At 71.3% G+C, this 19,447-nt stretch carries 18 protein-coding genes; 14 read left to right on the top strand and 4 right to left on the bottom strand.

Annotated features, from left to right (window positions below; translation table 11 throughout):
• Positions 1-8: 8 nt before the first annotated feature.
• From ACFPLC_RS44170 to ACFPLC_RS44135, 8 genes are all read left to right on the top strand, one after another.
• Positions 9-206, top strand: a complete 198-nt coding sequence (locus ACFPLC_RS44170; RefSeq protein WP_043774930.1) for a hypothetical protein — start codon at positions 9-11, stop codon at positions 204-206.
• Between the two features lie 5 nt (positions 207-211).
• On the top strand, positions 212-1,039 hold the full coding sequence (locus ACFPLC_RS44165) for a TlyA family RNA methyltransferase (protein WP_378204548.1): 828 nt from the start codon (positions 212-214) through the stop codon (positions 1,037-1,039).
• Positions 1,036-1,962 (top strand): NAD kinase, encoded by a 927-nt coding sequence (locus ACFPLC_RS44160; protein WP_378204551.1) that lies wholly within the window; start codon positions 1,036-1,038, stop codon positions 1,960-1,962. Before ACFPLC_RS44165 ends, ACFPLC_RS44160 begins: the two co-directional genes overlap by 4 nt.
• Before the next feature lie 90 nt (positions 1,963-2,052).
• Complete coding sequence (gene recN, locus ACFPLC_RS44155; RefSeq protein ID WP_191316059.1) at positions 2,053-3,834, top strand: DNA repair protein RecN; 1,782 nt, start codon at positions 2,053-2,055, stop codon at positions 3,832-3,834.
• 67 nt (positions 3,835-3,901) lie between these two features.
• Entirely contained in the window at positions 3,902-4,888 is a 987-nt protein-coding gene (locus ACFPLC_RS44150; protein WP_378204554.1) for a zinc-binding alcohol dehydrogenase family protein, read from the top strand.
• On the top strand, positions 4,885-6,060 hold the full coding sequence (locus ACFPLC_RS44145) for a DUF1266 domain-containing protein (protein WP_378204557.1): 1,176 nt from the start codon (positions 4,885-4,887) through the stop codon (positions 6,058-6,060). The genes ACFPLC_RS44150 and ACFPLC_RS44145 overlap by 4 nt, the downstream gene beginning before the upstream one ends.
• Before the next feature lie 88 nt (positions 6,061-6,148).
• Entirely contained in the window at positions 6,149-7,333 is a 1,185-nt protein-coding gene (steA, locus tag ACFPLC_RS44140; protein ID WP_378204683.1) for a putative cytokinetic ring protein SteA, read from the top strand.
• Positions 7,330-8,280: a copper transporter gene (locus ACFPLC_RS44135; RefSeq protein WP_378204560.1), complete on the top strand. Its 951-nt coding sequence runs from the start codon at positions 7,330-7,332 to the stop codon at positions 8,278-8,280. Before steA ends, ACFPLC_RS44135 begins: the two co-directional genes overlap by 4 nt.
• A gap of 69 nt (positions 8,281-8,349) precedes the next feature.
• Here the strand turns inward: ACFPLC_RS44135 and ACFPLC_RS44130 are convergent, their stop codons facing one another.
• The 3 genes from ACFPLC_RS44130 to ACFPLC_RS44120 form a co-directional block, all read right to left on the bottom strand.
• Complete coding sequence (locus tag ACFPLC_RS44130; RefSeq protein ID WP_378204563.1) at positions 8,350-9,612, bottom strand: alginate lyase family protein; 1,263 nt, start codon at positions 9,610-9,612, stop codon at positions 8,350-8,352.
• Positions 9,613-9,703: 91 nt separating this feature from the next.
• On the bottom strand, positions 9,704-10,411 hold the full coding sequence (locus ACFPLC_RS44125; protein ID WP_378204566.1) for an aspartate/glutamate racemase family protein: 708 nt from the start codon (positions 10,409-10,411) through the stop codon (positions 9,704-9,706).
• Complete coding sequence (locus tag ACFPLC_RS44120) at positions 10,408-11,829, bottom strand: NCS1 family nucleobase:cation symporter-1 (RefSeq protein WP_378204569.1); 1,422 nt, start codon at positions 11,827-11,829, stop codon at positions 10,408-10,410. The genes ACFPLC_RS44125 and ACFPLC_RS44120 overlap by 4 nt, the downstream gene beginning before the upstream one ends.
• A 149-nt stretch (positions 11,830-11,978) precedes the next feature.
• On the opposite strand from ACFPLC_RS44120, the gene ACFPLC_RS44115 reads away from it, so the two are divergent.
• The 5 genes from ACFPLC_RS44115 to ACFPLC_RS44095 all read left to right on the top strand — a co-directional run bounded on the left by ACFPLC_RS44115 (position 11,979) and on the right by ACFPLC_RS44095 (position 17,816).
• On the top strand, positions 11,979-12,647 hold the full coding sequence (locus ACFPLC_RS44115; RefSeq protein ID WP_378204572.1) for a GntR family transcriptional regulator: 669 nt from the start codon (positions 11,979-11,981) through the stop codon (positions 12,645-12,647).
• A gap of 165 nt (positions 12,648-12,812) precedes the next feature.
• The gene (locus tag ACFPLC_RS44110; protein ID WP_378204575.1) at positions 12,813-14,003 is read left to right on the top strand and encodes a S53 family peptidase; all 1,191 of its coding nucleotides are present in this window, start codon (positions 12,813-12,815) and stop codon (positions 14,001-14,003) included.
• A 236-nt stretch (positions 14,004-14,239) separates the two neighbouring features.
• Entirely contained in the window at positions 14,240-15,400 is a 1,161-nt protein-coding gene (locus ACFPLC_RS44105; RefSeq protein WP_378204578.1) for an acyltransferase, read from the top strand.
• Positions 15,401-15,489: 89 nt separating this feature from the next.
• The gene (locus ACFPLC_RS44100) at positions 15,490-17,190 is read left to right on the top strand and encodes a CTP synthase (protein WP_191316021.1); all 1,701 of its coding nucleotides are present in this window, start codon (positions 15,490-15,492) and stop codon (positions 17,188-17,190) included.
• Complete coding sequence (locus tag ACFPLC_RS44095) at positions 17,187-17,816, top strand: NUDIX domain-containing protein (protein WP_191316022.1); 630 nt, start codon at positions 17,187-17,189, stop codon at positions 17,814-17,816. The genes ACFPLC_RS44100 and ACFPLC_RS44095 overlap by 4 nt, the downstream gene beginning before the upstream one ends.
• Positions 17,817-17,886: 70 nt before the next feature.
• Here the strand turns inward: ACFPLC_RS44095 and ACFPLC_RS44090 are convergent, their stop codons facing one another.
• A complete protein-coding gene (locus ACFPLC_RS44090) occupies positions 17,887-18,402 on the bottom strand; it encodes a DUF1707 domain-containing protein (protein ID WP_378204582.1) in 516 nt (171 codons plus the stop codon).
• 92 nt (positions 18,403-18,494) lie between these two features.
• Here ACFPLC_RS44090 and xerD point away from each other — a divergent pair, with 92 nt between their 5' ends.
• On the top strand, positions 18,495-19,397 hold the full coding sequence (gene xerD / locus ACFPLC_RS44085; protein ID WP_378204686.1) for a site-specific tyrosine recombinase XerD: 903 nt from the start codon (positions 18,495-18,497) through the stop codon (positions 19,395-19,397).
• Positions 19,398-19,447: the final 50 nt, after the last annotated feature.

Here is a 19,447-nt window from a genome sequence, read left to right as displayed (position 1 = left end):
TCTGCACTGTGCAGGACCATCCCTACCCCGTCCCGGGCCCGCCGCCCGGTTCGTTCTCGCAGCAGACCGACCCGCGGGCCGGCATCGACGAAGCCGTCGCCGGGCTGGACGACCTGGACGCGCTGCCGCTCGCGGAGCACGTCGAGCGCTTCGACGCCGTGCACACCGAGCTGACGGTCGCCCTGTCCAGCATCGACAAGGTCTGATCGGCGTGCCCAAGCGGGCCCGCCTCGACGCGGAACTGGTTCGGCGCGGCCTCGCCCGGTCGCGCGAGCAGGCCTCGGCCCTGATCACCGGCGGCAAGGTCACCGTGCGCGGCATGGTCGCGACCAAACCCGCCACCGGCGTGGAAACCGACGCCCCGATCGTCGTCAAGGACGAAGACGACCCCGGCTGGGCCTCGCGCGGCGCGCACAAGCTCCTCGGCGCCCTCGACGCGTTCACGGACCTGAGCGTCGAGGGCAAGCGCTGTCTCGACGCCGGCGCGTCCACCGGCGGCTTCACCGACGTCCTGCTGCGCAACGGCGCCGCGACCGTGATCGCCGCCGACGTGGGCCGTGGCCTGCTCGACTGGCGGATCCGCACCGACGAACGTGTAGTGGTCATGGATCGCACCAACGTTCGCAACCTCCGCCCCGACGACCTCGGCGGCCAGGTCGACCTGATCGTCGGGGACCTGAGTTTCATCTCCCTCAAGCTCGTGCTGCCCGCGCTCGCGGCCTGCGCGCGCGAGGGCGCCGATCTGGTGCCGATGGTGAAGCCGCAGTTCGAGGTGGGCAAGGACCGCCTCGGCAGCGGCGGCGTCGTCCGCGACCCGGAGCTGCGCGCCGAGTCCGTGCTCACCGTCATCGACGAGGCCGCGAAGCTCGGGCTCGCGCTGCGCGGGGTGACCGCCAGCCCGCTGCCCGGGCCGTCCGGGAACGTCGAGTACTTCGTGTGGCTCAAGAAAGAACACGTGGCCGAATCCACTGTGGACGCGGTAGACAGGTCTGAGGCCGAGCGGCTCGTCCGGACCGCCGTCGAGGAAGGGCCCGCATGACCACCGAACGTGAAGTGCTCCTGATGGTGCACCCCGATCGCGACGCGACGGGCGAAGCCGCGCGCGAGGTTTCGGCGCGCTTCGCCAAGGCCGGCATCCGGATCCGGGTGACCGAGCACGACGTCTGCGCGCTGATCAACCCCGAGCAGCACGGCGTCGGCGCGAGCTGCACCGTCGTCGACCCGGACGACAACCCCGCCAGCGGCGTCGAGCTGGTCTTCGTGCTCGGCGGCGACGGCACGCTGCTGCGCGCGGCCGAGCTGGCCCGCCCGGCCGGTGTGCCGGTGCTCGGCGTCAACCTCGGCCGCGTCGGCTTCCTCGCCGAAGCCGACTCCGACGCGCTCGCCGACACCGTCCAGCGGGTCGTCGACGGCGACTACCAGGTCGAAGAGCGGATGACCATCGACGTCACCGTCACCCACGACGGCGAGGAGGTCGCCCGCACCTGGGCCCTCAACGAAGCCAGCGTGGAGAAGAGCACCCGGGAGCGCGTGCTCGACGCGCTGATCGAGGTCGACGGCCGCCCGGTGTCGGCCTTCGGCTGCGACGGTGTGCTCTGCGCCACACCGACCGGCTCGACCGCGTACGCGTTTTCGGCGGGCGGCCCGATCATCTGGCCGGACGTCCAGGCCCTGCTGGTGGTGCCGAGCAACGCGCACGCGATGTTCGCGCGGCCGCTGGTCGTCTCCCGGAGCTCGGTGATCACCGTCGGGATCGACCCGGACGGCTCGTCCGCGGTGCTGACCTGCGACGGGACCCGCCCGATCGACCTGCCGCCGGGGGCGCGGGTGCGCGTGACCTGCGGCAAGACGCCGGTGCGGCTGGTCCGGCTCTGGGACGGCCCGTTCACCGACCGTCTGGTCCAGAAGTTCTCGCTGCCGGTGAAGAGCTGGCGCGAGCGCCACGCGCGTCCGTGTGAATAAGCGCCGCTCGCCGATTCATTCGAACATATCGGCGACGCGCCGGGGTCCCGGGCGCGCAGAGTGTCGGTGGTGGCCGCTACCGTAGGCGGCGTGCTGGCCGAGATGCGCATCCAGGGCCTCGGAGTCATCGAGGACGCCCTGCTGGAACTGCACGCGGGCTTCACCGTCGTGACCGGTGAGACGGGTGCGGGCAAGACCATGGTCGTCACCGGGCTGCACCTGCTGTCCGGGGGCCGCGCCGAGGTGTCCAAGGTCCGGACGGGGATGCTGAAGGCGTTCGTCGAAGGGCGGTTCACCTACTCCGGCGTCGAAGGCGCCGAGCGGATCGTCGCCGATTCGGGCGCGGACGTCGACGAGGACGGCAGCGTGATCGCGCTGCGCGCGGTCGCCGTCGACGGGCGGTCCCGTGCCCACCTCGGTGGCCGGTCCGTGCCCGTCGGCGTGCTCGCGGAGCTGTCCGAACAGCTGATCGCGGTCCACGGGCAGAACGACCAGCTGCGGCTGCTGCGCCCGGCCGAGCAGCGCGCGGTGATCGACCGGTTCGCCGGCGACGCCGTGGCGAAGCCGCTGCAGGCCTACCGGGAGATCCGGTCGGAATGGCTGGCGGTGATCGCCGAACTCACCGAGCGGTCGACGCGCTCGCGGGAGATGGCCCAGCAGGCCGACCTGCTCAAGCACGGGCTGACCGAGATCGACGCCGTCGCGCCGGAACCGGGCGAGGACGTCGAGCTCACCGAGCAGATCAAACGGCTCGCGGCGGTCGACGAACTGCGCGCGGCCGCGACCGAGGCGCACATCGCGGTGTCCGGCTCTCCGGACGGCGACCCGGACGCGCCCGGCGCGATGGGCCTGGTTTCGGAGGCGCTGCGCCGGCTCTCGACGTCCGAGGACTCGGTGCTGCGGGAGCTGGCGCCGCGGCTGGAAGAGGCGTCGGTGCTGCTCACCGACGTCGGAGCCGAGCTGGGCAACTACGTCGAGACGCTCGACGCCGACCCGGCGCTGCTGGAGAAGGTGCTGGCCCGCCAGGGCGACCTCAAGCGGCTGACCCGCAAGTACGCGGCGGACGTCGACGGCGTGCTCGCCTGGGCCGACGACGCCCGGCGCCGGCTGGAAACCATGGACACGTCGGAAGAGGCGCTCGCCGAGCTGGCGTTGCGGCGCGACCAGCTCGCGATCCAGCTGGCCGCGCACGCGGCCGAGGTGTCGGCGGCCCGCGAGACGGCGGCGGCCGAGCTCGCGGCCGAGATCACCCGCGAGCTGTCCGGGCTGGCGATGGGCCAGGCGGCGATCGAGGTGACGGTCGAGCAGCGCCCGGCCGAGCACGGCGACACGCACGCGCTGACCATCGACGGCCGCGCGGTGCACGCGGGCCCGGACGGCGTCGACGACGTCGAGCTGCTCCTGCGCGCGCACGACGGCGCGCCGCCGCTGCCGGTCCACAAGGCCGCCTCGGGCGGTGAGCTGTCGCGGGTGATGCTGGCGATCGAGGTCGTCCTGGCCCACGCGGACACGGTCCAGACGCTGGTGTTCGACGAGGTCGACGCGGGCGTCGGCGGCCGCGCGGCGGTCGAGATCGGCCGCCGGCTGGCCCGGCTGGCGCGCACCCACCAGGTCCTGGTGGTCACGCACCTGCCGCAGGTGGCGGCGTTCGCCGACCAGCACCTGGTGGTGGACAAGGGCCACAGCGGCGGGGTCACGCGCAGCGGCGTGAAGAACCTGAGCCAGACCGAGCGGGTGAGCGAGCTGGCCCGGATGCTCGCGGGCATGGACAACGAGACGGGCCGCGCCCACGCGGAGGAACTGCTGGCGACGGCCGAGAAGGACAAGACGGAGTTCGAGCCGAAGAAGAAGCGGTCGGCGAAGAAGAAGTAGCCGCCGGGGAATTACTTCTCGCCTCCCCACAGTTGTCGTGACGACTGCAGGTGGCGAAAGGAATCCGATGCGCGCGGTGGTGCTGCGAGAACCCGGTCCGGTCGAGAACCTCGAGCTCCGCGAGCTCCCGGTGCCGGAGGTGAAACCCGGCTGGGTGCGGATCGCCGTGAAGGCGTTCGGCCTCAACCGGTCGGAGCTGCACACCCGGCTCGGGCTGGCCGAAGGCGTCACCTTCCCGCGCGTGCCCGGCATCGAAGCCGTCGGGGTCGTCGACGCCGGCGGCGATTTCGCGCCGGGCCAGCAGGTCGCCACCATGATGGGCGGCATGGGCCGCACCTTCGACGGCGGCTACGCCGAATACACGCTCGTCCCGGAGAACCAGGTCATCCCGTTCCACAGCGACCTGCCCTGGGAGGTCATCGGCCAGGTGCCGGAGACGCTGCAGACCGCGTACGGCTCCCTCACCACCGGCCTCGACCTGCAGCGAGGCCAGACCCTGCTGATCCGCGGCGGCACGTCCGCGCTCGGGTTCGCCACCGCGGCACTGGCGAAGGACCTCGGCGCCACCGTCTTCGCGACCACCCGGCAGCCCGGCAGGCTCGAAACCCTGCGCGCCCACGGCGTCGATCACCCGATCCTCGACGACGGTGACGTCGCCCAGCAGGTCCGCAAGATCGTCCCCGAAGGGGTGGACGCCGCTCTCGAACTCGTCGGCACCCCGACCCTGCCGGACACCCTGAACGCCACCCGCGTGCACGGGACCGTCTGCTTCACCGGCATGTTGTCCAACGAATGGACGATCTCGAACTTCTATCCGATCGGATACCTTCCCGCTGGGGTCCGGTTGACCGCTTATGGTGGTGAGGCGGACGACCTGCCGGCCTCCGTTCTCCAGCGCCACCTCGACCGGATCGCCGACGGCGAAGCGAGCCTCGGGCCGGTCAAGGTGTACTCGATGGCGGAGATCCGGCAGGCGCACGACGACCTGGAGCACAACCGGACGGCGGGCAAGCTCGTCGTGCTGACCGGCCGAGCGGAGGGAGCCGCCCCGTGATCCTGCCGCCGTCCGCCGATGTCGAAGCCCGGCTCGCCGCCGCGCGGCGGGACAGCGACCTCGATCGCTACCTCGGCCTCCTCGCCGGCGAGGAGCTGTTCGTGCCGATCCGGCGGGTGGACGCCCGGAGCATCCTCGACGAGCGGGCGGAAACCTTCCCGAACGTCTACTTCGAGACCGGCGGCGACGAGTTCCTGCAGGTCTTCACCCGCGGCGCGCTCCCGGACTTCGGCCCGGACGTCGTGGCCATGAGCGGCGCGCTCGACTGGGCGGTGGACGGGGTCGGGCGGCACGAGCGCGTCGTGTTCAACCGCGGCACCCGCAGCGAATGGCGGTTGTCCGGCGCGACGCTGCAGCCCTGGCTCGACGCGCACGCCGACGACGTCACGCCGCTCGAAGAGCAGGTCGAGCGGCTGATCACCGCGCCGTACGGGCACCTCGAAGGGCCCATCGCGCACGCGCTGGCCTGCGGCGCGCACCTGGCCGTGCTCAACGCCGCGCCCTGGAACCTGCTCGACGGCCGCTACCACGACTACGTCGCCGAGGTGCGCAGCCTGCGGGACTGGTGGGGCGTGCCCGACCCGCCCGGCTGGCGCGCAACCATGACCGGCCTCATCGGCGACGGGTACGCGCTGACCCCCGGCAACCTCGTCCTCATGCTGCGCCTGCGGTTCGCCGCCGAGTACGGGCTGCCGGGTGCCGAGTTCGATCCGCTGACCTGGGCGCAGCTGGTGGACCGGTGGTGCGCGGAGAACGACGCCGCGGACCAGGCCGACGAGCTGCGCGACACCGTCCGCCGGGTGTCCCGCTGCGAACGGCGGCTGCGCGCCGACGGCCTGGTCGACGCGGACGGCTGCGTGACGACGGCGCTGTCCTGGGATGTCGGCCGCGCGGTCACGATCGCCCGCGGCGGGCTGGCGGCCGGGTACTGCGACGCGCTGAGCGCCGAGCTGATGGTGCTCGAAGCCGGTTCGCTCGCCCGTCGCTACCACCAGTCATGGGCCGACCTGTCCGCGGGGTACGTCATGGGCCGGGTGCTGCACGACGACTCCGGGGAGTTCGGCGAGTGGTACCCGGCGGCCGTGCGCGTCCACCACCAGCTCCTTCAGGACCCGGCCAGCCCCTGGCTGAACCTCGATTTCGGCTCGCTGTCGGAGGAGTCGGACGCCTGACCCGTGCGGGGGAGGTCACCACAACGAGTCACCCCGGCTACGGCGTGGCGAGCCTCGTCCCATGAGCAAATTTGTCACCATCGGCCACATGAAGCTCACCGGTCTGCTCACGCGGAATCAAGAACCCCTGCCGGGGATCACCGGGGTCGCCCGGGTCGACCGCCGCACCCGGGAGCTGCTGCGCCGGATCAGTCCCGGTGACATCGTCGTGCTCGACCAGCTGGACCTCGACCGCGCGACGGCCGACGCCCTGGTCGAGGCCGAGGTCGCGGGCGTGGTCAACGCGTCGCCGTCGATCTCCGGCCGGTTCCCCAACATGGGACCGGAGATCCTCGTCGCCGCCGGCATCCCGCTGGTCGACTCGGTCGGCGGCGAGCTGCTGCGCTCGATCAAGGACGGCACGAAGCTGCGGCTGCACGACGGCGTCGTCTACGTCGGCGAGCGGCAGGTCGCCTCCGGCATCCTGCAGACCGCCGAGAGCGTCGCCGACCAGATGATCGAGGCCAAGGCCGGGATGTCGACCCAGCTGGAAGCGTTTTCGGCGAACACCATCGAGTTCCTGCGCCGTGAGCGCACGCTGATCCTCGACGGCGTCGGCGTCCCCGAGCTGAAGGTGCCGCTGCGGGACCGGCACGTGCTGGTCGTCGCGGGCGGCAACGGGCACGCCGAGGACCTCAAGAAGCTCAAGAAGTACATCGCCGAGCACCGCCCGGTGCTGATCGGGGTCGACGCCGGTGCCGACACCCTGCGCGTGCAGGGTTACCAGCCGGACGTCGTCGTCGGCGACCCCACCGGCATCGGCACCGCGACCCTGCGCGGCGGCGGCGAGGTCGTGGTGCCCGCGCAGCCCGATGGGCACGCCCCCGGCGTCGAGCGGATCCAGGACCTCGGCATCGGCGCGGTGACGTTCCCGGCGTCGGGCAACGCCGAAGACCTCGCGCTGCTGCTGGCCGACGCGCACGGCGCGACCCTGGTCGTCACCGTCGGCTTCCAGGCCACCCTGCGCGAATTCCTCGACCACGGCCGGTCCGGCTCGAACCCGTCGACGTTCCTGACGCGGCTGAAGCTCGGCACGAAGCTGGTCGACGGGAAGGCGGTGGCGACGCTGCACCGCAACCGGGTCTCGATCGGCGCGGTCGTCTTGCTCGTGCTCGCCGCGGTCGTGGTGGTCGCCGCGGCTCTGCTGGTGTCCGACGTGGGCTCGGTCTACCTCGACTGGCTCAAGCACACCTGGAATTCGTTCTACGCCTGGGTCAAGGGATTGTTCACGTGATTTCGCTGCGCTACCACGTCGTTTCCATCGCCGCCTGCTTCCTCGCGCTGGCCGTCGGCGTCGTGCTCGGCTCGACGGCCCTGAACGGCACGCTGCTGTCCGGGCTGGCGGGGGAGAAGAAGGACCTCGGCAGCCAGGTCGCCGACCTCGAGGCGCAGCGCAACGCGCTCAACGCCCGGCTGACCGACGCCGACGCCTTCGCCGGCTCGATGGGCCCGAAGGTCGTCGCCGGCACGCTGGACCAGCGGTCGGTGGTGCTGGTGACCACCGAAGACGCGCGCCCGGCCGACCGGGACGCGCTCAAGCAGCTGGTCGGCCAGTCCGGCGCCGCGGTGACCGGGGAGATCCAGCTGACGTCGGCGTTCGCCGACCCCGAGAAGGCCGACCACCTCCGCGACGTCGTCACGCGGCTGCAGCCGGCCGGTTCGAAGTTCCCGACGGCGGGCGACTCCGGAACGCTCGCCGGCGCGCTGCTGGGTTCGGTGCTGCTGCTGGACAAGACCACGGCGAAACCGCAGTCCTCGCCCGAGGAGCTGGCGGCGGCGCTGGGCGGGCTCACCGACGGCGGGTTCGTCAAGGCGGGCCAGGACGTCAAGCCCGCGCAGCTGGCGATCGTGCTCACCGGCGCTCAGGCCAGCGGTGACGGCGCGGGCGACCGCGCGGCGACGATCGCCCGGTTCGCGACGCAGCTCGACCGCAGCGGCGCGGGCGCGGTGCTGGCGGGCGACGCCGGTTCCGCGGACGGCACCGGCGCGCTGGGCGTGGTCCGGGCGGACACCTCGGCGACGTCCATCCTGTCCACTGTGGACAATGCGGACACGTCGGCCGGGCGGGTGAGCACCATCCTCGCGCTGAAGGAACAGCTCGACGGCGGCGCCGGCCGCTACGGCGTGGCGGGCAACGCCCAGGCGCCCGCCCCGGGCGTCACCGCCCCCGCCGGCAACTGACCTCGGCCCGACGTGCAGTGAATGACTCATTCCTTGCGTCGGACGCAAGGAATGAGTCATTCACTGCGTTCACCGCAGGGGTGGGTCGAGCGGGAAGCAGGACACCCGCACCGGCCAGGAGTCGCCGCCCGCGGGCAGCGGCATCTGCTTGAGCGCCGCCGCCGCGTCGGTGTCATGGGCTTCCTCGGCCGCCGCGTGGAAGATGTCCGCCGCGATCGACTGGTCGAACACGCCGATCTGCTGGTGCGGCCAGGCCGCCGCGCCGTGCAGCGCGCCCGGGATCAGCTGGTCGACGACCTTCCGCAGCGTCACGCCGTTCGCTGCCCGGTACTTCCAGACGTCGACGCCGAGGTTCTTCCCGACCTCCGCCATGCGGCCCCACGCCGTGAGGTTGAAGTTGACGTAGTGCCACGACATCGTCCGCGACAGCTCCAGGGGCTGGCTGCCGTCGGCGGCGAACTGCACCGGGAACCGCTTCTGCTCCGCGTCGAGCACGATCTTCCGGGCCGCGTCGCGGTGACCCAGGTACGCCGAGATCGTCGCGTTCTGCATGTCGAGGAACGTGCCGTGGTTGTTGGTGGCGGCCAGTTCCAGCTTCGCCTGCGGGCTGGTCTGCATCCAGCTCAGGTACTGCGTGAGCCACGCCTTGATCCCGGACCGGTCTTTGCCGGTCCAGTCCGGCGCGCCGCCGTCGAGCAGCGCGAACGCGTCCATCAGCTGGCTGAACGACTGCGTCGAGTCGATGATGCCGGTGCCGCTGATCGTGGTCTTGCACGGGATGATCTGCGAGTACGTCATGTTCGGGTTCATCCGGGTGGCCGGGTCGAGGAACCACGTCCGGATGTCCAGGGCCGCCCGCTTCGCGTACTTCGCGTCGCCGGTGTAGTACCAGGCCAGCGAGAGGTAGTACATCGCGTCCCACGCCCACATCCGGTAGGTGTGGTCGGTGATCGCGTCGGCCTCCGGGTTGCGCTGGCCGTCCTTGCTGACGTACGGGCAGCCCTGCGGGTTCTCCGGCGTCTTCGGCTGGCTCGCCCACCAGTAGGGCGCCTGGCTCAGGTAGTCGTGCTTGTCGCCGCTCGGCGGCGCGGACGGCTTGTCCATGACCGACCACGGCCCGTCGGTCAGCGCGGTGTCCGCCTTGGCCAGCACGGCTTTCAGCGCGTCCCGCTGGGCCTTGGTCGCGTGGCCGCTGCGGATGGCCTGCTTGATGTTCGCGAGCTTGGCGCCGTCGGTCACGACGGTGTGCGGTGGAGACGCGGCCACTGCCGTCCCGCTCATCGGGACCACCACGCTCACCGACAACGCCAGTGCGCAAAGAACTCTTCGCACGTCGACCGCCTTCCGGGGACGTCGAAATCCCCACGTCGTCACCGGGCGGCGGTACGGCTGCAGGGATTCTGACGTCCTCGGAAGGCAGGTGTCAATGAGGCCAGGTGCGCCGCTTGTCCAGCGGACGCGCGTACGACCCCGCGCGGCTGGTCTTCAGCCCCAGTGCCACCAGGGATTCCGCGAGCCGGACCGCGGCCGCGACGCCGTCGATGACCGGGATGTCCAGCATCGCCCCGATCTTCCGGTCCAGCCCGGTCATCCCGGCGCACCCGAGCACCAGCACCTCCGCTCCGGCGTCCCGTGCGCGGCGGCCGGCGGTGAGCAACGCCGACTCGGTGCGGCGCTCGTCGGTCAGCTCCAGCACGCCGAGCCCGGCGCCGGCGACCGTGACGCAGTTCTGCGCGACCCCGGCGGCGTGCAGGCTGTCCTCGATCAACCCGCACGTCCGGTCCAAAGTGGTCACCACGCCGTAGCGGCGGCCGAGCAGGCAGGCCAGGTGGGCGGCGGCTTCGGTGATGTCGACGACCGGGACGTCCAGCAGCTCGCGCGCGCCCTCACGGCCGTGCTCGCCGAACCCGGCGAGCACGACGGCGTCGAACGGTTCGTCCAGGCCCCGCAACAGGTCCAGTACGGCCGCCGCGGACAGGAAGCTGTCCAGCCAGCCCTCGGCCGACTCCGGTCCCCAGCGCGGTGTCCGGGCGAGGATCTCCGTGCCGGGGCTCGCGGCCGCGCGGGCCCCGGCTTCGATCTCCTTCGTCATCGCCTCGGTGGTGTTGCAGTTGGTGACGACGATCCTCATCGGTGCTTCCTCGACACCGCGTAGTAGAGCGCCGCGGACGAGGCCGTGCCGATGAACCACGAGTACGGCGCGGCCGGCGCGAAGAACGGCACCAGCGCGATGACGGCGGACAGCGCCGCGGTCGGGAAGAACGTCACCAGCGCCCGCGGGTTCACGCGGGGGTAGCTGCCGCCGTCGACGAACAGCTGGGCGACGTCGACCTTGCCGCGCCGGATCAGGTAGTAGTCGACGATCATGATCCCGAACAGCGGGCCGAGGAACGCGCCGAGCCCGCCGAGGAAGTAGTTGACCACCGCCGGCGAGGAGTACAGCTTCCACGGCAGCACGCACAGCGCGGCGACCGCGCTGATCATCCCGCCGATGGTGAAGGTGATCCGCTTCGGCCAGATGTTGGCCAGGTCGTAGGCGGGGGAGACGAAGTTGGCGACGATGTTGACACCCATGGTGGCGATGGCGAAGGTCAGCGCGCCGACGATGAGCACCGGCGTGTTGTGCACCTTGGCCAGCAGCTCGGCCGGGTCGGTGATCGCCTCGCCGAACACCTGCATGCTGCCCGCGGTGACGATCACCGACAGCAGCGCGAACGCCGTCGAGTTGATCGGCAGGCCCCAGAAGTTGCCGCGCTTCACCGTCTTCTGGTCCGGGGCGAACCGCGAGAAGTCGCAGAAGTTGAGCATGAGCGTGCCGTAGGTGGCCAGGATGAGCCCGGCCGCGCCGAACCACTGCCGGATCTGCTCCCCGGTGGACAGCTGTTTCGGGCTGCTGGTGAACGAGATGTTCCAGTGCCCGGCGGCGAGGATCCAGACGGCGAGGGCGATCATCACGACCCAGATCGCCGGGCCGCACCAGTCCTGGAACTTGCGCACCGACTCCATGCCGCGGGTCAGGATCAGTGCCTGGACCGCCCACAGCGCGACGAAGCAGATCCAGCCGAGGGCGTGCAGGCCGAGGAAACCGTGTTCGGTCAGCGGTTTCAGGCCGGGGTCGATGGCGAGCACGAGCAGGGTGATGGCGACGCTCGCGAGGTAGGTCTGGATGCCGTACCAGAAGATCGCGATGATCGCGCGGATCAGCGCGGGCAGGTTGGCGCCGAACGTGCCGAAGCTGATTCGCGCCACGACCGGGAACGGGACGCCGGTGCGCTGGCCGATCCGGCCCATCAGGTTCATCCCGGCGTAGATGATGATGAACCCGAAGAGCAGGGCGGTGAACACCTGCCAGGCCGACAGGCCGAGCACGAACAGCCCGGCCGCGAAGGTGTAGTTGCCGAGGTTGTGCACGTCGGACATCCACAGCGCGAAGATGTCGTAGACCTTCCACCGGCGTTCCTTCGCGGGCGCGAGGTCTTCGTTCCACAGGCGGGGGTCCGGCGGCGGGGTCGTGTCTTGAGACGGTTCGGTGAGCGGGGCTGCGGTCATGCGGGCCCTCCGATCGACGTGCAGGGACGGCGATTTGGGATACCAAACTTTGGAATCCCAAATATCACCCCGGCGTCCACGCGAGTCAACCCTCCGGCCGATAAACTCGTGTAACGGCCGGTTACGGCGGTGTTGAAGGAGGGGGCGCGGTGAACGAGCGGCAACCCCTCGCGGCCACCCGGCAGCGGGTGCGCGAGGAGCTGCGCGAACGGATCCTGACCGGCCGGCTTCGCCCGGGCGACAGGCTGGTCGAACGCGAACTGGCCGAAGACCTCGGCGTCTCGCGGGTGCCGGTCCGCGAGGCCATCCGCAGCCTGGAGGCCGAGGGGTTCCTCGTCGTCCAGTCGCCGCGGCGGGTCGTCGTCCGGCAGCTGGCGCGGGTCGACGTCGAGGAGCTGTTCGACGTCCGCGAGGCGCTCGAAGGGCTGGCCGCCGGCCTGGCGGCGACCCGGGCGGGCGCGGCCGAGCTGAAGCGGCTCGAGCGCGTCCTGGCCGACGCCGCCCGGGCCACGGCCCGTGGCGACGCGGCCCGGATCACCGTGCTGAACTCCCGCTTCCACGACGAGATCGTGGCCATCGCGGGCAACGCGCTGCTTTCGACCATGCTGCAGCCGCTGGAGGGCAGGCTGCGCTGGCTCACGAGCCAGAACGAGCACTGGGCCGAGCTGCTCGACGAGCGCCGGCGACTCTACGAAGCCATCGCCTCGGGGGACGCCGAACGCGCGAAGGCGTCCGCGGTCGAGCACGTGCGCGTCAACCGCGAAGTGACGCTGCGTTCCCTCTTCGGGGAAGAACCCGGTCAGCGGCCCGCGGGCTGAAGTGCCCGTCCGGTTTGGCGACGAATGCGCCCGGGCGCCCGGTTTTTCAGCCATTCGCAGCAACGGCGACCCGACTTTGGTCTGTGTCACGCGTCCGAACGGCTGCTTACGGTCTTCGTTCACCGGTCTCGCCGACCGGGGTCCCTGCCGTCCGGGAGGTTCACCGTGCGTAGTGCACCAGTACTGGCTGCCGCCTTCACCCTCGCCTTGACCGTCACCGGCGTCGCCGAGGCGGCGCCCGCCGGCCATGGCCACGCCCAGCGCGTCTGCTCGGTCGCGCCCGCCGGGTTCGCCGCGTGCAACGCCTGGATCAACACCGACACCGCCTTCGCCGCGGCGGCCACGCCGTCCGGGCTCGGCCCGGCCGACCTGCAGTCCGCGTACAACCTCGCCTCCCTCGCGGGCAGCGCCGGTGCGGGCCGCACGATCGCCATCGTGGACGCCTACGACGCCCCGACCGCCTTCGCCGACGTCAACGTCTACCGCGGCCAGTACGGCATCCCGGCGCTCGCGTCCTGCACGCCGACGTCGATCGACGCCAGCACCACCCCGTGCTTCGCCAAGGCCGACCAGAACGGTGGCACCAGCTACCCGCGCAAGGACGGCGGCTGGGCCCAGGAGATCTCCCTCGACCTCGACATGGCCTCGGCGATCTGCCCGAAGTGCAACATCCTGCTGGTCGAGGGCACCTCGTCGAGCTTCGCCAACCTCGGCACCGCGGTGAACACCGCCGTCCGCCTGGGCGCCGAAGTCGTCAGCAACAGCTACGGCGGCGCCGAGTTCTCCGGCGAGGCGAGCTCCGAAGGCCAGTACTTCAACCACCCCGGTGTCGCGATCACGGTCAGCTCGGGCGACTCCGGCTACGGCGTCGAGTTCCCGGCCGCGTCCCGGTACGTCACCGCGGTCGGCGGCACCAGCTTGAAGAAGGCGTCGAACAGCCGCGGCTGGAGCGAGACGGCGTGGAGCGGCGCGGGCAGCGGCTGCTCGGCCTACATCACCAAGCCGTCGTGGCAGACCGACAGCGGCTGCGGCAGGCGCACGGTCGCCGACGTCAGCGCCGTCGCCGACCCGGCCACCGGCGTGGCCGTCTACGACAGCACGGCCTACCAGGGCCGCTCCGGCTGGATGGTGTTCGGCGGCACGAGCGTGGCGGCCCCGGTCGTCGGCGGCGTCTACGCACTGGGCGGGGTCGGCGGCGTCGCGGGCGCGAACACTGTGTACTCGCACACTTCGTCGCTCAACGATGTGAGCGGTGGCAGCAACGGTTCCTGCGGCGGCAGCTACCTCTGCACCGCCGTGACCGGCTACGACGGCCCGACCGGGTTCGGCACCCCGAACGGGGCTACCGCCTTCTGAGTGCTTTTCACGTAAGGGCCATCACGCGAGCGGCGTCACGCCCGCGTGGTGGCCCTTCACGCTGAGCACTAACATGATCACGGTAATCACGCAGCCCCAGCAAAAGTGGCATATCCGACACGCCCCAGAGGTCCCGCCAACAGGCGCTTCCCAGGGACTTCATGGGAAATTCACAGAATGGGTGGTAAGTCTGACAACGTGAACCACGCCGACGACGGTGCCGGATCGGCGGCACGATGACGACTGCCCAGGCCACGCTCGAGGCTCCCGCCCGCCCTCCGAGAGCGGGCGGCAAAGCGCCCTACCTCCACCAGATCGACCTGTTCCGGTTGATCACGTTCGCCTGCGTCATCCTCATCCACGTGGTGGGCGCGACGAACTTCGCGCAGGACGTCGGCGCCAACGCCGTCGAGACGCCGCTGCACTTCACCCGCGAGGCCTTCTTCGCGCTCACCGGGTTCGTGCTGGTGTTCCAGAACCGCAGCCGCGAGTTCACCGCGGGCGACTTCTGGCGGCGGCGGCTCCCGCTGGTCGCGACGCCCTACCTCGCGTGGTCGATGTTCTTCTGGGCGTACGGCCTGGTGACCGGGGAGCAGCAGCCGGGCTCGCTCGAGGCGTCGATGCGCCTGCTGCTGAAGGACCTCCTCACCGGCGGGGCCTGGTACCACCTGTACTTCCTGCTCGTGACGATGCAGGTCTACCTGCTGTTCCCGGTGCTGATGAAGCTGCTGCGGGCCACCGAGGGCAAGCACAAGTGGCTGCTGCTCGGCAGCGGGCTGGTGCAGGTCGGCGTGACGCTGTTCATGACCTACCAGCCGTTCGGCGTCGGCTACGAGACGATCACCCACCTGTACGGCACGCTCCTGCCGTACCAGTTCTACACGCTGTTCGGCGCCGTGGTGGCCATGCACTTCGAGGCCGTGCACGCCTGGGCCGGGCGGCACCGGCTGCTGCTCGGCGGGGTGTTCCTGGCCGTGCTGGCGGGCACCGAGTGGTTCTACTTCCGCACTGTCCACAATGGAACTTTTCCGCAGGTGGCCAGCGACCCGTTCCAGCCGTACCTGATCCCGTGGTTCCTCACCGTGATCGCGGCGATCTACGCGCTGGCGACGCGGTGGGCGGCGCGCCGCCGGGAGGGCAGTCGCGGGGCCCGGGTGGTCTCGTGGGCGGCGAACCGGTCGTTCAGCATCTTCCTCGTGCACCCGCTCGCCCTGGCGCTGCTGGGCCCGGCGATCCCGCACGTGGCGGAGCGCTTCGGGGCGCCGTGGCTGAGCGTGCTCATCTACCTGGCGACGATCGTGCTGACGATCCTGATCGTGGAGACCCTGCGGCGGCTGCCGGGGAGCCGGGCCCTCACCGGCCGGCCGCGGCTGCGCCCGGCGAAGGCCGCGGCTTGAGTCACCCGCCCGGGTGGCTCAGGCCGTAACCCGCGGGTCGGGCGAGTCACAGCGCGCGGATCCGCAGTCGTGGGATATGCTGGCGGCCCGTGGGACTTCAGTCACGGGCAACCAAGTACGTCTTTGTCACCGGAGGCGTCGCCTCCTCTCTGGGTAAGGGACTCACGGCTTCCAGCCTGGGTCAGCTCCTTACCGCGCGCGGGCTTCGCGTCACGATGCAGAAGCTCGACCCCTACCTCAACGTCGACCCCGGGACGATGAACCCGTTCCAGCACGGTGAGGTGTTCGTCACCGACGACGGCGCCGAGACCGACCTCGACATCGGCCACTACGAGCGGTTCCTCGACCGCGACCTCGACGGCAAGGCCAACGTCACCACCGGCCAGGTCTACTCCGAGGTGATCGCCAAGGAGCGCCGCGGCGAGTACCTCGGCGACACCGTGCAGGTCATCCCGCACATCACCGACGAGATCAAGGCCCGGATCACCGCGGCCGCCGGGCCGGACGAAACCGGCCAGTCACCGGACGTCGTGATCACCGAGGTCGGCGGCACGGTCGGCGACATCGAGTCCCTGCCGTTCCTGGAGGCCTGCCGCCAGGTCCGCCACGACGTCGGCCGCGACCACTGCTTCTTCCTGCACGTCTCGCTGGTGCCGTACCTGGCGCCGTCGGGTGAGCTGAAGACGAAGCCGACCCAGCACTCCGTCGCCGCGCTGCGCAACATCGGTATCCAGCCCGACGCGCTGGTCTGCCGGGCCGACCGGGAGATCCCGGAGGACCTCAAGCGCAAGATCGGCCTGATGTGCGACGTCGACACCGAGGCCGTCATCGCCTGCCCGGACGCGCGGTCCATCTACGACATCCCGAAGGTGCTGCACCGCGAGGCGCTCGACGCCTACGTCGTCCGCCGCCTCGGCCTGCCGTTCCGCGACGTCGACTGGACCGTGTGGGGCGACCTGCTCGACCGGGTGCACAACCCGAACGAGATCGTGCGGATCGCGGTCGTCGGCAAGTACATCGACCTGCCGGACGCCTACCTGTCGGTCACCGAGGCCCTGCGTGCGGGCGGGTTCGCCCACCGCGCCAAGGTCGAGATCGTCTGGGTCGCCTCCGACGACGCGCAGACCGCGTCCGGCGCCGCGTCCGTGCTGTCCGATGTGGACGGTGTGCTGATCCCCGGCGGGTTCGGCATCCGCGGCATCGAGGGCAAGGTCGGCGCGATCGAGTACGCCCGCACCCGCGGTGTCCCGCTGCTCGGCCTGTGCCTGGGCCTGCAGTGCATGGTCATCGAGGCCGCCCGGCACCTGGCCGGCATCAAGGACGCGGGCTCGTCGGAGTTCGACGAGAACACCAAGCACCCGGTGATCTCGACCATGGCCGACCAGCGCGACGTCGTCGCGGGGGAGCGGGACATGGGCGGCACCATGCGGCTCGGTGCGTACCCGGCGAAGCTGAAGCCGGGTTCGCAGGTCGCGAAGGCCTACGGCACCACCGAGGTCTCCGAGCGGCACCGGCACCGCTACGAGGTCAACAACGCCTACCGCAAGCAGCTCTCGGACGCGGGTCTCGTGTTCTCCGGCACCTCCCCGGACGATCACCTGGTCGAGTTCGTCGAGCTGCCGGCCGACAAGCACCCGTTCTTCGTCGGCACGCAGGCGCACCCCGAGCTCAAGAGCCGCCCGACCCGGCCGCACCCGCTGTTCAGCGCGTTCGTCAAGGCCGTGGTGGACCGCAAGGTCGCCGAGCGGCTGCCGGTCGAGCTGCCCGAAGCGCCGGTGGCGGCCCGATGACCGCCCCGGGCGAGCACGAGTTCAGCGTCGCTTCGAGCCGCGACGTCCACATCGGACGCGTCGTCGGCCTGCGGATCGACGACGTCGTGATGCCGGGTGGCGACACCGCGGTCCGCGAGGTGATCGAGCACCTCGGCGCGGTGGCGATCGTCGCGCTGGACGACGAGCAGCAGGTCACGCTCATCCACCAGTACCGGCACCCGATCGGGCACCGGCTGTGGGAGCTGCCCGCGGGCCTGATCGACCACCTCGGCGAGGACCCGGTGGGCACAGCTCGCCGGGAACTGGTCGAGGAGGTGGGGCTGGCCGCTGACGACTGGGTGACCCTGGTCGACGTCGCGGCGTCGCCCGGCTTCACCGACGAGGTCGTGCGGGTGTTCCTCGCGCGCGGGCTGTCCGAAGTGGACCGCGAGGTGCTCGGCGAGGAGGAGGCGGACCTGGTCATCCGCAAGTTCCCGCTCGCCGAGGCGGTCCGGATGGCCCTGGCGGGCGAGCTGCTCAACGGCGCCACGGTCTCGGGGGTGCTGGCCACGCACGCGGTGCTCACCGGCGTGGCTTCGCCGCGGCCGGCGGACGCGCCCTGGGAGGACCGCCCGACGGCGTTCGCCAAGCGCAAGCAGTCCTGACCACCGCAGTGAATGACTCATTCCTGGCGTCCGACGCCAGGAATGAGTCATTCACTGCATCCGGCGAGGGTCAGGGGCGCAGGGGGCGGCCTTCGGCGTCGGAGCCGCCGTTGACCAGGAGCACGATGCCGTCGATGAACGGCCACACCGTGCCGGCGCCGACGGTGATCACGCAGACGAACAGCTGCAGCAGGCCCAGGCCCACCTGGCCGGTGTAGAACCGGCCGACGCCGAAGGGCAGCACGATCTGCAGCACCCCGGCCACCGTCTTGGACCGGCGGGAGTACGGGACCGAGTACGGCACCGGGGCCGGTGGTGGCGCGTACGGGTCCGGCCCGTGCACCGGCAGCTGCGCGGTGGGCTGCGCGTAGAACGGCGCCGACGGCGGCCCGAAGAACCCCGGGTGCGGCGGCGGCAGGTCGCGGAACAGCGGTCGCAGGTCGCCCAGCGTCGCCGCCGCGTAGGCGTCGGCCACCCTCGTCTCGTACTCGTCCGGGGTGATGCGGCCCATGCCGAAGTGGTCGGCGAGCAACCTCGCCGCCTCTTCGCGCTCGGCCGTGCCGATGCGCAGCTCCTCGGACCCCATGGATCCAAGGTAACCGAACGGGGTTTCTCCCGGGTCACGAGCGCTCGGCGGCCTAAGGTGACGGCGTGGCAGCCCCGGGCAGCACCGATGGCGTGATCGCCGCGTACCTCGACCACCTGGTCGTCGAACGCGGGACCGCGCGCAACACCCTGGACAGCTACGCCCGCGACCTGCGCCGGTACGCCGCGCACCTCGACGGCCTCGGCGTCGCGAAGATCGCCGACGTCACCTCCGCGCACGTCACGGCGTTCGGTGCCGCCCTGCGCGAAGGCGACGACGTGCACCAGCCACTGGCCGCGTCGTCGGCCGCCCGTGCCCTGGTCGCCGTGCGGGGCCTGCACAAGTTCGCGCACGCCGAGGGCCTCACCGAGCACAACCCGGCCCGCGAAGTCCGGCCGCCGACCCCGGCCAAGCGGCTGCCCAAGGCGCTGCCGGTCGACGACGTGCTGCGGCTGCTGGAGACCCCGCCGCCGGACGGCGAGCGCCCGCTGCGCGACCGGGCGCTGCTGGAGCTGCTCTACTCCACCGGTGCCCGGATCTCCGAGGCGGTCGGCCTAGACGTCGACGACGTGGACGACGCCGAGCGCACGGTGCTGCTCGACGGCAAGGGCGGCAAGCAGCGGCTGGTGCCGATCGGCCGTCCGGCGCTCGCCGCGCTGCACGCCTACACCGTCCGCGCCCGCCCGGCGCTCGCCGCCCACGGCCGCGGCACGGCGGCGCTGTTCCTCAACGCCCGCGGCAGCCGGCTGTCGCGGCAGAGCGCGTGGCAGGTCCTCAAGGACACCGCCGAACGGGCGGGGATCACGGCCGCGGTGTCGCCGCACACGCTCCGCCACTCCTTCGCCACGCACCTGCTCGAAGGCGGCGCCGACGTCCGGGTCGTCCAGGAACTTCTCGGCCACGCCTCGGTGACGACGACCCAGGTGTACACGCTGGTCACGGTCAACACCCTGCGCGAGGTCTACGCGACGGCGCACCCGCGCGCGTTGGGCTAGACGGCCCTAGAAACGGCTAAGGGCCTTGCCAGCCTGCACCGACGGTCGAG

Origin of the sequence: Amycolatopsis plumensis (assembly GCF_042652605.1) — a bacterium.
GTDB lineage: Bacteria > Actinomycetota > Actinomycetes > Mycobacteriales > Pseudonocardiaceae > Amycolatopsis > Amycolatopsis plumensis.
The sequence above is the reverse complement of the archived record's forward strand: the minus strand, read 5'-3'. Positions and strand labels throughout refer to the sequence as shown.